Here is a 12,514-nt window from a genome sequence, read left to right on the forward strand (position 1 = left end):
AGGTCAAACCTTGGTGAGTCCCCCGGCAGAGCCGGGGGCTTACCTCACTGAGTTATTGGACCCGTAGAGACGAGTATGGCAATGGAGCGTGTCTCCAGGAAAATGACCAGGTCGACACTTCTGAGTTTGTCGCGAGATACGAGATAGCATCGCGAAGTCGGCTTTCGGGAAAACAACCGGCCAAACCCGTGGCATGTCTTGGGACAGATGGCGGTGAGCCGCTATTTTCCAGGTTCAAACCCTTTCGAGAACGTGGATTACACATGCTGAGCCACGCCCAAAAGAGCCACCGACAACATGGGTAAGGCCCATCCGGGCGCCGACGACCTGTCGCTCACCTGCTGCACCTCGTAAATGAGTCGCCACCTCATAGAGATTGGCGATGCCCGTTGCGCCGAGCGGATGGCCCTTTGACAGAAGACCACCTGACACATTGACTGGAATTCGTCCCCCGAGAGCGGTTTCCCCCGCATCGATCATTCGGCCCGCTTCCCCCTCTTGGCACAGACCCAGGTTTTCGTAGTGCACCAATTCGGCCGTTGCAAAACAGTCGTGAAGCTCCACAAGGTCCAGTGCATCAGGACCTATTCCAGCGTGTTCGTAGGCGAGACGTGCGCAGTTACGGGTGACCTCGTTGAAGTCGGGAATCGCAAACTCTTTCGCCGTATACGGTCCAGAAGTCATCTCCGAAGCGCGCACCCGCACCGATCTCGCCAACAAGCCTAACCGCCGTGCAGCACGCTCCGAAGCAATCACTGCGGCCGCTGCTCCGTCTACGTTGATGGAACACATCAACTTGGTGTTGGGCCAGGAGATCATCTCCGCCTCCATTACTTCCCGCAGCGTCGTCTCACGCTGACTCATCGCTTTAGGATTCATGGTGGAATGGTGGTGGTTCTTGACCGCTACCTTGGCGAACTGCTCGAAGGTAGTGCCGTGCTTGCGTGCGTGTTCTACTCCAATCTGAGCGAACATCGCTGGCATGGTGTTCGATCCGAGTACGCCTTCCTCAACAAAGCCGTCGGAACGGCCACTTCCGCCTAGCAGTCCGCGGCCCATTTGCTCTACGCCCACAGCAAGCACGACGTCGTATAGACCGGACTTCACGGCGATCACCCCCTCTCGGAAAGCGGTGGCGCCGGTGGCACAAGCATTGGCCACGTTGGTGACAGGAACGCCGGTAAGGCCCATCTCACGCAGAATGCGCTGCCCGACCATCAAATGGGCTTCCATCAGGTTGCCGCAATATAGTGCTTGCATGTCGCGGATCCCGAGCCCAGCATCGTCAAGTGCAAGCCAGGCGGCTTCCGCGCCGAGCTCGGGCACCGTGCGAGTCGGATAGCGGCCAAATGGGATCATGTCGATCCCGACAATATAAACGTCAGTCATCTGTGACCTCGGCGGGATGGGACGAAGTAGTAGGAGAGGAAGGTGGAGCCGTCCGCCGCCTTCTGGCCGGAATCGCGATAGACAATTTCCACTGGCATGTCGTAAGGCAGGGTACGAGGGTCCGGTGTAACGTCCGTTAGCGTACCTTTAAGTGTTCCGCCGCCATCCAAATTGACGATTGCTGCAACAAATGGGGTCATCACTCCCGGAAAGCTGCGGTGGACAACCGTATAGCTACAGAGGCGACCGCTTTCAGCCAACTGGATGGATTCCAGACGCCCACGCGCACCACAGGCGGCGCACGCGATGCGTCTACCTGGCATGATGGCCCCACAATCCATGCAGCGCGAGCCGACGAGATGTGCGCGGCCATCCGGTGCGACGACAAGAAAAGGGACTGCGGGCACCACCCTTGCAATGGAAGCTTCAGAGAATATTTCGGGGCACATAGTTGGCAATCCTGTGGATGGGCGCGAAGCGGGAGAAATCAATTCTTAACCGCTTACCGAAAGCGCACCGTATCCGGTGGCCAGTCAAACCTGTGTTCCCGGCGGTCGCTTGCGTAAGAGTCGCCCTGTCGCTGAAGGTTCTGCGGGTGCACAACGGGACCTCAGCTCGAAGACGTCATAGAATAACAATGTAGAGTACTTGCTTCATCAAGGCAATAATTTGTATTCCTTAGTTTTTAATATTATTCATTCTTATTACGGAGACGGCAACTGAGACGCTCCTGGCGCAACCCCGATCACTAACGCGCGAGTTTTATAGGGTGCAATTTCCGGGCGAGAGTCATTGATACCACGCAGCATCCTGCTCCACGACGGATGAGCAGATCGCGGGAGTCGCAGAACACCTCGGAACATCAGATCTGGAGTTGGGCGTCCTGTGTCGAATTGAATCATTTCGTCGCACGGGGTTTCAGCCTCGAGGATCAGCGGCGTAGGGATGGCCATTCATGAAGCCCCAGGATAGTCCAACGAGGGGATATACATTCGATAGAGGTAGCATTCGACATGGCCGGTTCTCGCGTGAGGCTCACCTTCTAAAAGTGGTGTCACTACTTCTCGCTTCGGGGGAGGCAGAATTGGTTATGTGGTTGAGAGAGTAGATACCCGGCAGGTTATCTGGCGATAGAGTCTTATGGTGGTTCAGGAGGAGCCTGGTGCGGTACTCAGTGCTCTCCAGACTACCTTCGTCATAGCGCGAAGTCCGTCGAGACTCGGAGTGTTCTTGCCAGCCCGACGTACAAAGATGAGCAAGCCCTGCAAGTTTGATGTGAGCAATGCGCCTCGCAGAGCGCAGTCCTCTGAAGACAATTCAGGATTGATCTTCGAGACCAGGCCTGCAAATATCTCCAGGTTTTGTCCGGTGATTTCCTCGAGCAGATCACGAGCGAAGTCCTCGTGCTCAGCCAAACTCCAGAGTTCAATCGCAAAGGCGCTGAAGTGGCTATTCGGCCGCGCCAGCGCGTTAAATGTCTCATCGGCAATCTTGTACAGACGTGCCAAAGGCGTAAGCGAACTATCCCTGGACAGTTTGCGATACAAATCGAGGTAGCGGTCGCCCATTGCCTCGACGGTGGCCCGCAGCAGGTCCTCCCTTGTGCGGAAGTAGTGCTGGAGCGTGCTCAACCGAAGTCCGGCCTCGCTCGCGACACGCCGCTGGTTGAACGCCGCATACCCATCGGTGGCGAAGGCATTTATTGAAATCTCGAGGATTTCAGGCACGCGCGTGGTTCGGTTTCCCCGTCGCCTGGTCTCGCCTGCCGAATTGGTGGCGGACATATCTTGCGCCGTAATGGTCAGTTGTTTCATTTCTCTTCCTCGTCGCGGGATGGCCAAAGAACCCGAAGCACCAATGGAGCCTCGCTGAGCCTGCATTGAGCCAGGCAAAGATGCCATAAACGGGCAAGCATCGGCCACATACTTCACTATACTATAGGTCTTGAAACCTGTAAAACATGTCAAATTTTCATGTCTGATAATTATTTGTCGTCGTGAATTGGCGAATTTATTGGTGTTTTCCCGATGCGACTTGGCTTGCATCTCAGTCTCTTGACTACTATTATAGGTCCATAGACCGATAGAAGCGAGCTGCCTGCCGTCGAGCGGACCCACTGGCGATCACGAGCCAGAAGGCATGCCGCCCGGGGTCGGATGCGGAGAACTCGGGAAGCGTTTGAGGAGCAGGAGATGGATACGGAGGGGCGTTTGCGGTGGTTGATCGACAAATGGTTGACGCCCGCGCCCGGGCGGACGATCAGACTGACGCGATACAGCTATCCGGGCACTGGTCATAATCGTTGCATCCGCATCGAGTCATCCCGGGCAGCGGGACCTTTCGAACTGTTCTTTTTCCGGCATGACGATGGTCGGTGGCGCGTGTTTCCTCCCGGGCGGGAGCGGCCCATGATGGGACGATACGGTCGGGTTGCATAGCTGTGTTGCCATACATTGGTGGGGCTGTTTGAACCCTGGTATGTCAGCTGATCGACCGGCATCGAGAGTGTCCCGCCTTGTCAGGCGACAGTGTCAGAGAGACTGCCATTCCGTCGTTGACAAGGAACAAGATGCCGTCCGTTCGGTGGTTGTTGTTGGGCCACTGATGCACCTATAAGTTCGCAATTGTGCCTGCGCGCCACAAGCTACCGTTGGTTATCGCAGACTTTATTTAGGAAGTTGTCCTTAGTTATGTTTGAAGAGCCATTCGGTGATTTTCCAGGTGTCAGGGCTGCTTATGACATGGTCTGGGCGAACAATCCAGCCAACCATGTCGCATCACCTCCGTCTGGCTGGAAGTGCCAGTAGCAACCGCATCAGTGATAGTGGAAAGACCGGCGGTTTTTAAAAAGAGAAAGACAGACAGGAGATGCTTAGCATGGCCACCCCCCCAACGGCTCCCCGTGAACCGGATGTAGTCGACCGTCCGTATGTGCGCGGCAAGATGAATTTCACCTGGAACGTCGCAAGTGCGACGTCGAATCCGCTTGATCCATCCAAGACCTGTCCTCCGCTTGAGACCCGTGAGGCCAAGATCTGGGACGCTTGCTCCACCCGGGGCAGTCTGGACCTGGGCGGGGAAGGCTTCGTGCTGCTGGATCACACCAGCAGCGTTTCGCACCTTCGGGATATCAAGCAACTGGACAAGTGCGAGAGTGCGCCATGAAGCGGTCATCGGTAATACGCTCTGTCAAATCGGTTACTCTTATCGCATTGCCACTTGCGGTTGCAACGCAATCGCACGCATTTCAAATTGAAACTTCCGATCCTGATTTGGAAATCCACTGGGACAATACAGTGTCCTACAACGGTGGAGTGCGCGTACAGGGCCAGAATCCCGCAATTCTGAACAATCCGAATTCTGGGATATCTGATAACAAATTTGGCAAGGGCGACCTGTTTGAAAATCGCGCCGACGTGCTCTCCGAGTTCGAGCTCATCTACAAGAATCGGTATGGCTTCAGGGTCAGTGCAGAGGGTTGGTACGATGCAGCCTACCACAACACATCGGTTGGACCCGCTGCCGGGCCTGCGTCAGTTGGAATACCATCGACGTACATAAACAACAAATATTCCAGCTATATCGACAAGTATTACCGTGGACCCGGCGGCCAACTGCTCGACGCCTTTGTATTCGGAACGTTCGACGCTGGTTCCGTACCAATCAGCGTAAGACTGGGGCAGACATCTGTCTATTGGGGCGAAGCACTGTTCAATACCGCCAACAGCATTGCGTATGCGCAAGGACCGATTGACATCAACAAAGCAATAACGAGTCCAAGCGCCAAATTGAATCAATTGTTCCTGCCGGTCAGCCAACTTTCTATGTCCGCCCAGGTAACCCCCTCATTGTCGTTGGCTGGTCAGTATTTCCTGGACTGGATACCAAACCGCTATCCCGAAGGTGGGACCTATTTCGGAGTCGCAGACTTGCTTTTTAATGGGCCTGACCGGCTCTTTACGGGATCGTCGCAGCAACCGTTCCTGCCTCGGTTGCCTGCTCTGACGCCCCATTATCAGGGTAACTTTGGTGTGAACGCGCGTTGGCGGCCGGACTGGCTTTCGGGCGGTACCATCGGCGTCTACTTTCGTCGTCTGGCAGAGACGGCGCCTTACGAGGCGCCGCTAGTCAGTTCATCTGGCTACCGGCTTGTGTATAACGACAACGTCAAGCTATACGGCATCAGTCTGAGCAAGTCGATCGGCGACGTCAGCGTAGGCAGTGAAGTTAGCTATCGAGCTCATACAGCTCTCGCGAATGTCGGTATTGATCGGGCAACGAAGCAAGGTCCTATCGGCGACGTCATCAATGGCCTATTGAATGCTACGTATATCCTGCCGCGGACTCCTCTATGGAGCACCGGCTCAGTAGCCGCCGAGTTGGCTTATACGCATTTGCAACGGATTACAGCTCAGCCGCAGCTCTATAACGGAGTTGGGTCTGTTGCGTGCCAGAACGGCGGGACAAGCACGGGTTGCTCGACTCGCAACGCCGTCGCACTCACAGTCAACTTCGCTCCGCAATACCTTCAGGTGTTGCCCGGTGTGGACCTGACTATTCCGATAACCGTCTCGACCGGACTAGCCGGCACCGGGCCGACCAACGGTTCGAGTTTTCAGCAAAGCTGGTCGTGGCAGGTCGGTGCATCGGCGGTGATCCGGCAGAAGTACACGGTCGCGCTGTACTACGGCGGCTTTCATAGCCGATATCAACAGACGAGTGCCGCAGGTGCTCCCCTGGCGACAACGACCGGAGCGGGCCCCTATATGTACAACGATAAAGGATATGTGTTGCTAACGCTTCAGGCAGCGTTCTGAAATGAGGAGTGAAATCATGGGTTTGATTAAGAGTGCGATCGCAATGTCGTTGGCGATTCTTGTTGTGGGACACGCGTGCGCAGAAGTCACCGATAGCGAGGCTAAGTCGCTCGGAACAACGTTGACGGCGTTCGGTGCGGATTCGAAGGCGAGTGCGGACGGCCAGGTCCCTGCATATACAGGCGAGCCGATCAAGCCGCCGGCTAGCTATCAGGAGGGGAGTGGACGCTACCCCGACCCGTTTTCAAGTGAGAAGCCGGTGGTCTCGATAACGCAGAAGAACATGGCGGAGTATAGCGATAAGTTGACGGAGGGCACAAAAGAACTCCTGAAGCGCTACCCTGATTTTCGAGTCGACGTATTCCCCTCACATCGGACCATGGTCTACCCACAATGGGTACTCGAGAAGACGAAGGAGCTGGCCCGCGCCGCGAGTCTGAGCTCCGATAATTTAAAGGTCGAGAATGCTTGGGGTGGCATTCCGTTTCCAATCCCAAAGCGTGGCGCGGAGGTAATCTGGAACTCCACGCTTGCTTACACACATTTCTCTCACGACGGCTTGAACAGCGCCTTTTTGGTCGATTCTTCTGGGAACGCGACGGAGGTCGGACGAAACAGGGTGATGGCCTACTCGGCTTACTACGACCCTGCCGCGAAACCAGACCAGTGGTATAGGAAATGGACTACCACATTTGTCGGTCCGCCGTCGTCGGTGGGTCAGAAGATCCTGGAGTGGCTGCCGTTGAATTATCAGAACGATGACGAGACGATCTATGCCTATACCCCAGGACTTAGACGTGTACGTCTCGCACCGGAGCTTACCTATGACACTCCCGTTTCCTTTATTGGTGGAGCGGTGCTTGGTGACGAGTTACAACTATGGGACGGCAAGATGGACCGGTTTGATTGGAAAATTGTTGGAAAGAGGGAGATGATAATTCCTTACAACACTTATCGGTTTCACTTTGAAACGCCGTTGAGCCAGATGCTCGGAAAGCACTTCATTTCACCCGATGCGCTGAGATGGGAGGTTCACCGGGTCTGGGTGGTACAGGCAGATTTGAAGCCCTCAGCGCGTCATGTTGTTTTACGAAGAACATACTATGTGGACGAGGACTCGTGGGCAATCGTTGCCACGGATGCATATGACCATTCTGGCAATATCTATCGCGCCGGCTTTGGGCCACACTTCGTTCCGTACGGAGGCGTTCCGGATCAGCCATTTCTTAATCAGTTCATTTACGATTTCTCAAAGGGCAACTATTCGATGGCTGGCATTGAAACCCCTAGCGGCTTTTATAGAGTCTTGCCGGACGTGCCATTTAAGTCGGGGTTGACTCCGGACGCGCTGGCCGGTGCAGGCGTACGGTGATTGAAGTGTCTGTGAGACGCAACCGCAAGTGGTACGGGAGCAGACTCTTGACAAACAGTACCTGGTGAAGAAACGGGAATGTCAAATGCCTACTAGACTCTTGCTATTCGTGGTGGGTCTCACCTTCTCTTTCTGGGCGTCGGCGACCACGGGTTTTGTTGACCCGCTTGTTACTGCCGCGCTCAGCGTATCGCGTCCTTCACGCTCGCCGTTAACTGCGATCACCACTGCTGGAGACCGGCTGGTCGCAGCAGGGTGGCGCGGGCTGATCATGTACTCCGATGATGGCGGCAAATCCTGGAGGCAATCTTCGGTGCCTGTCTCCGTGGATCTGACGGCGGTTGCATTCCCGACTCCAATCGACGGTTGGGTGGTTGGGCATGATGGCCTCATATTGCATAGCGACGACGCAGGCAAGACCTGGCACAAACAAATGGATGGCGTGGAAGCGAGCAAGCTGACGATCGCGTACTACCAGAAAAAAGTCGAGGAGGGAGACCAGCGGGCACGTTCGCTGCTCGAGGATGCGCGAGCGCACGAGAAGGATAACGCGAGTATCCCGCTCCTGTCGGTTCTTTTCCTGGACGCCCGAGAGGGATTCGCGGTTGGATCGTTCGGCTTGTCAATGCACACGTCAGACGGTGGCCGGCATTGGCTGCCCTGGAGTGACCACATGGATAACCCGGAGGGACTTCACCTGTTCGGCATATGCGAGCTGAACGGCAGTTTGTATATGGCGTCAGAGAAGGGAACGGTGTTCGTACGGCGACCGGGAGAGCAGCAGTTCGTCCGCGAGCTGACGGGCTATCGAGGCAGCCTCTTCGGGGTAGTCGGCGTCCGAGACGTCGTCGTTGCCTACGGGCTACGCGGCACGGCATTCAGGTCGATTGATGGTGGGCGAACGTGGTTAGCGGTCGAGACTGGGACGGGCGCGACTATTACCGCAGGAACTGCATTGCCTAACGGACGACTGGCTTTGGTCGACGTTGCTGGCTCGGTTACCCAGAGTGATATCGGCATGACACGATTTTCGCTTATGTCAAGAGTACGTATGCCGATGCTCACTGGAATAGCCTCGCCCAAGCGGCAAGGTTGGGTAGTAATTACAGGAGTCGCGGGGAATCAGGTCGTGGATGCCTACGTGGCTCCGTGACGGTTTACGCGAAGCGAATCTTACACCAACTGTGCAGCGGTTCTTAACGGTTGTCGCTATGAGGACGTAAATGGGACCGATAATTGATAGTTCCGGCAGCTTTCCAGTTGTGGGCAAACTGGAGGAATTCGATACCGCCAGTGGCGGCCCTCTGGAGCGGATGATTTTCAATCATCGGCGGTGGATCGTGCTCGCATTTCTGATAGTTTCCGCGCTTCTCACGCTTAGTGCTAGCAAGCTATCCATTAATGCAAGCTTCGAAAGTATGATTCCTCAGTCCCACCCCTATATTAGGAACTACTTTGATAATAGGGGCGCACTACGAGGACTAGGCAATTCGGTGCGCATCATAGTTGAATCGAAAAACGGGACGATTTTTGACGCCACTTATATAGGAAAGCTAAAAAAAATAAATGACGCATTGTTTTTACTTCCCGGTGTCGACCGGTCATGGATGAAGTCCCTATGGACGCCTTCCGTTCGCTGGACTGAAGTTACCGAGGAAGGGTTTCAGGCAGGTCCCGTGATGCCGGACCACTACGATGGATCCAAGGAAGCGCGCTCGGCCCTGGCGGTCAATATTGTGCGCGCCGGTCTGCTTGGAAGTCTGGTTGGGAAAGACTACAAGTCGACGATGATTGTAGTGCCGTTAGTTGATACGGATCCCGCAACCGGTAAGCCTCTGGATTACGTATCCTTTTCGAATGAAATCAGCAAGCAGGTGCTTAGTCAGGCAGACAGTGATACAAAAATTCACGTTATAGGTTTCGCGCAGCTTGTGAGCAATCTAATTCAGGGGCTGCGGCAATTTTTCCTCTTTTTTTGCATTTCAGTGGCGATCGCTACGACATTTGTGCGCTGCTATACCCGCTGTTGGCGCAGTACGACTATATTAGTGGGAGCTTCCTTGATCGGCGTAATTTGGATGCTCGGTCTAATGAGGCTTTTAGGATACACGTTGGATCCGTACTCGATATTGGCTCCGTTTCTGATATTTGCCATCGGTCTCAGTCACGGGGCGCAGAAGATGAACGGGATCATGCAGGACATTGGGCGCGGCGTTCACAAGTATGTGGCGGCTCGATACACGTTCCGTAGGTTGTTCGCGACAGGTCTTACTGCATTGTTGACAAATGTTGTTGGATTCGCAGTGCTGATGGTAATTGACATTCCGGTAATAAGGGAGCTTTCAATAGCGACAAGCGTTGGTGTATGCGTACTCATTTGCACGAAGTTGATATTGGTTCCTGTGGCGCTTTCTTACGTCGGAGTGAGTGAGAAGGCCGCGACAAGGTCAGTGAGCGAGAACTCGAAGGGAACAGGAATTGGGCGACGCCTCGCGCGACTGCTGACGCCCTTTACTGCGCAAAAAGGCGCAACCGTCGCTGTCATTTTGGCAGGACTGATGGGCGCTTCTGGTTATGTGATCAGTCGACACTTGGAAATTGGGGATCTCAATTCCGGGGCGCCCGAACTTCGACCGCGGTCGCAATACAATCTCGACGTGGCGTACGTTACTCAGCACTACGGGTTCACAGACGATCAGTTCGCAGTTATGGTCAAGACGCCTTCCGGAGGATGCAGCAAATTCGAGACGCTGCTCGAAGAAGATCGACTGGGCGTACAGCTCATGAATACACCAGGCGTGGAGGGTGTCACCTCTCCAGCGGCACTCGTTAGAGGCATTTCCGCGGCCAACAACGAAGGGAATCCGAAATGGATGACGATAAGTCGCGATCCGTTGGTGATTGCACCGGCGATGCAGCAGGTCATCGCCAACTATCCGGAGCTAGTTAACAGTGACTGTTCCGTTGTCCCGATCATTGCACATTTGACGGATCATCGTGCCGAGACGTTAGGGAGAATGGTGCGAACGGTTCAGGCCTTCGCATTGGAGCACGATGCTCCTGACAGAAAATTTTTGCTTGCGGCAGGCTCTGCGGGGATAGAGGCGGCCACCAACATCGTAGTTGATCAGGCAAATCATTTGATTCTGGTTCTTCTGTATTCTGCCGTTGTGGTGCTGTGCTTTATAACGTTTCGAAGTATTAGCGCAGTCGTGGTCGCGGTACTGCCACTTGTCCTGACTTCTGTGCTTTGTGAGGCGTTGATGGTGGTACTCGGGATCGGTGTAAAGGTAGCGACGCTCCCGGTCATCGCTTTGGGGGTTGGCGTCGGAGTCGACTATGCACTCTATCTTCTGAGCATCCAGTTGGCACTGCAGCGGCGAGGTGCGACGCTCGCGGAAGCATATCAAGGAGCAGTCGAATTCACAGGAAAAGTAATAGTGCTTGTCGCTCTGACGCTCGCAGCTGGCGTGGCGACATGGGGGTTCTCTGCGATCAAATTCCAAGCGGATATGGGAATCCTCCTGATGTTTATGTTTCTCTGGAATATGGTCGGCGCTCTCGTTTTGATTCCTGCACTATCGCATTTCTTGCTGAGAGGGGTTGTACAGAAGAGGAATCAACCACTGGACGCACCCGCTTCGGATAAGGGCCGAAGCTTGGACACCACGGTGGATGATGCCGTGTTGACGGAGCCAGCGAGTCGATCTAGCTGAATCGTGGGGTGCGAAGAGTGGGGGCTGGTTTTTTCGCGACGTCGTCTCGGGCAGACCTGGAGCGTCTAACGCGCGGGCTGATCGGATCGACATGCGTTGATGTGAAATCGTGGTGATCGACTGGCGTCTAACGGACTTGTCGATGCATTGGGTGTATCGGCGTCATGTCGGCGGAAAGGCAACTCACTTATATTTAGGAGGATGTATGCAAAAAGAGGAAAGCTGGCGAGACATTGAGGAAATCAAACAATTGAAGGCCAAATATGTCCGTTACGGCGATACCCAGCAATGGGAAAAATTTAGTGAGCTCTTCACGGAGGACTTCGTAGGCGTGTATGAGGTCATTCCACGCTCCTCCAGTGAAGAGTCCAATACGGCGACCATCGAGGGCCGAGATAAGTTCATCGGAGGGATGGCGGTTTTGCTCAAAGGAGCTCGCACCGTACATCAGGCCTTTCTCCCTGAGATTACATTGTCTAGTCCGACAACCGCAGAAGGTATCTGGGCGATGCATGACTGGGTGCAGATGCCGACCAGCGAATTTAAAGGATGGGGTCACTATCACGAGCGATATGTGAAGGTTGACGGAGTTTGGAAGATCAAATACAGCCGAACCACACGGCTTCGGACGTGGGAAAAATTCATCTGAAGACTGGAGGCCAGGGATGTTATTTCATCACATTTGCATTGTTACGACCGATCTCGATCGGCAGGTGGAATTTTGGCAAAACATTATGGGCTTTAGTCTTAGGGTACGGACGATCATCCCAGATGGGGAGAATTGGGCGCCGACCGTCCTGGCGCCTCGCGCGTTGCTAGAGGATCTCTATAAGACACCCGGCGCAAAGGCAGACGTTGCGGTCATGGTCTCAGAACAGGGCGCAATCATGGAGCTGCTTGCACCGATTGTGCCAGAAGTTCAGAAGACACCAGCTGATAAGTTACTTTATAAAGATAGCGGAATTCGTGAGATTGCCCTCGCGATTGAAGGCATCGATGCGTTTTACAATAAGGTGCGCGCGGCCGGCTACAAGACTCAAACGGAGTATGTTTGGCCTGCCGCCAATTTGGGAAGAACGTTCATTTTTTACGATCCCGATGGAAATATGATTCAGATGTGGGAGCATAACCCTGATGCTGTTGATAGCCTTCGCGTAAACTGACCTAACTCAGTGAGGTAAGCCCCCGGCTCTGCCGGGGGACTCACCAAGGTTTGACCT

10 protein-coding genes are annotated in these 12,514 nt (G+C 54.5%); 7 read left to right on the forward strand and 3 right to left on the reverse strand.

Annotated elements, in window-relative coordinates:
• Positions 1–234 precede the first annotated feature (234 nt).
• From M0D69_RS41820 to M0D69_RS41830, 3 genes are all read right to left on the reverse strand, one after another.
• On the reverse strand, positions 235–1,389 hold the full coding sequence (locus M0D69_RS41820; RefSeq protein ID WP_301787656.1) for a thiolase family protein: 1,155 nt from the start codon (positions 1,387–1,389) through the stop codon (positions 235–237).
• Positions 1,386–1,838, reverse strand: coding sequence for a Zn-ribbon domain-containing OB-fold protein (locus M0D69_RS41825; RefSeq protein ID WP_301787657.1), 453 nt, complete (start codon positions 1,836–1,838; stop codon positions 1,386–1,388). Before M0D69_RS41825 ends, M0D69_RS41820 begins: the two co-directional genes overlap by 4 nt.
• Positions 1,839–2,537: 699 nt before the next feature.
• On the reverse strand, positions 2,538–3,434 hold the full coding sequence (locus M0D69_RS41830) for a TetR/AcrR family transcriptional regulator (RefSeq protein WP_301787658.1): 897 nt from the start codon (positions 3,432–3,434) through the stop codon (positions 2,538–2,540).
• Between the two features lie 832 nt (positions 3,435–4,266).
• On the opposite strand from M0D69_RS41830, the gene M0D69_RS41835 reads away from it, so the two are divergent.
• From M0D69_RS41835 to M0D69_RS41865, 7 genes are all read left to right on the forward strand, one after another.
• A complete protein-coding gene (locus M0D69_RS41835; RefSeq protein ID WP_301787659.1) occupies positions 4,267–4,554 on the forward strand; it encodes a hypothetical protein in 288 nt (95 codons plus the stop codon).
• On the forward strand, positions 4,551–6,206 hold the full coding sequence (locus M0D69_RS41840) for a DUF1302 domain-containing protein (protein WP_301787660.1): 1,656 nt from the start codon (positions 4,551–4,553) through the stop codon (positions 6,204–6,206). Before M0D69_RS41835 ends, M0D69_RS41840 begins: the two co-directional genes overlap by 4 nt.
• Before the next feature lie 16 nt (positions 6,207–6,222).
• Complete coding sequence (locus tag M0D69_RS41845; protein WP_301787661.1) at positions 6,223–7,578, forward strand: DUF1329 domain-containing protein; 1,356 nt, start codon at positions 6,223–6,225, stop codon at positions 7,576–7,578.
• Positions 7,579–7,663: 85 nt separating this feature from the next.
• Positions 7,664–8,731 (forward strand): YCF48-related protein, encoded by a 1,068-nt coding sequence (locus tag M0D69_RS41850; RefSeq protein WP_301787662.1) that lies wholly within the window; start codon positions 7,664–7,666, stop codon positions 8,729–8,731.
• A gap of 70 nt (positions 8,732–8,801) precedes the next feature.
• A complete protein-coding gene (locus tag M0D69_RS41855; protein ID WP_301787663.1) occupies positions 8,802–11,294 on the forward strand; it encodes an RND family transporter in 2,493 nt (830 codons plus the stop codon).
• Positions 11,295–11,499: 205 nt separating this feature from the next.
• Positions 11,500–11,943 (forward strand): nuclear transport factor 2 family protein, encoded by a 444-nt coding sequence (locus M0D69_RS41860; RefSeq protein ID WP_301787664.1) that lies wholly within the window; start codon positions 11,500–11,502, stop codon positions 11,941–11,943.
• Between the two features lie 16 nt (positions 11,944–11,959).
• Positions 11,960–12,457 (forward strand): VOC family protein, encoded by a 498-nt coding sequence (locus tag M0D69_RS41865; protein ID WP_301787665.1) that lies wholly within the window; start codon positions 11,960–11,962, stop codon positions 12,455–12,457.
• Positions 12,458–12,514 lie beyond the last annotated feature (57 nt).

The sequence above is a fragment of the Caballeronia sp. SEWSISQ10-4 2 genome (assembly GCF_030464885.1).
In the GTDB taxonomy this organism is placed as follows: domain Bacteria; phylum Pseudomonadota; class Gammaproteobacteria; order Burkholderiales; family Burkholderiaceae; genus Caballeronia.

Excerpts from the sequence above, each read along its gene's own strand:
- M0D69_RS41840 (WP_301787660.1), top strand. The coding sequence starts at position 4,551 with ATGAAGCGGTCATCGGTAATACGCTCTGTCAAATCGGTTACTCTTATC.
- M0D69_RS41860 (WP_301787664.1), top strand. The coding sequence starts at position 11,500 with ATGCAAAAAGAGGAAAGCTGGCGAGACATTGAGGAAATCAAACAATTG.
- M0D69_RS41855 (WP_301787663.1), top strand. The coding sequence starts at position 8,802 with ATGGGACCGATAATTGATAGTTCCGGCAGCTTTCCAGTTGTGGGCAAA.
- M0D69_RS41850 (WP_301787662.1), top strand. The coding sequence starts at position 7,664 with ATGCCTACTAGACTCTTGCTATTCGTGGTGGGTCTCACCTTCTCTTTC.
- M0D69_RS41865 (WP_301787665.1), top strand. The coding sequence starts at position 11,960 with ATGTTATTTCATCACATTTGCATTGTTACGACCGATCTCGATCGGCAG.
- M0D69_RS41825 (WP_301787657.1), bottom strand. The coding sequence starts at position 1,838 with ATGTGCCCCGAAATATTCTCTGAAGCTTCCATTGCAAGGGTGGTGCCC.
- M0D69_RS41830 (WP_301787658.1), bottom strand. The coding sequence starts at position 3,434 with ATGCAAGCCAAGTCGCATCGGGAAAACACCAATAAATTCGCCAATTCA.
- M0D69_RS41820 (WP_301787656.1), bottom strand. The coding sequence starts at position 1,389 with ATGACTGACGTTTATATTGTCGGGATCGACATGATCCCATTTGGCCGC.
- M0D69_RS41845 (WP_301787661.1), top strand. The coding sequence starts at position 6,223 with ATGGGTTTGATTAAGAGTGCGATCGCAATGTCGTTGGCGATTCTTGTT.
- M0D69_RS41835 (WP_301787659.1), top strand. The coding sequence starts at position 4,267 with ATGGCCACCCCCCCAACGGCTCCCCGTGAACCGGATGTAGTCGACCGT.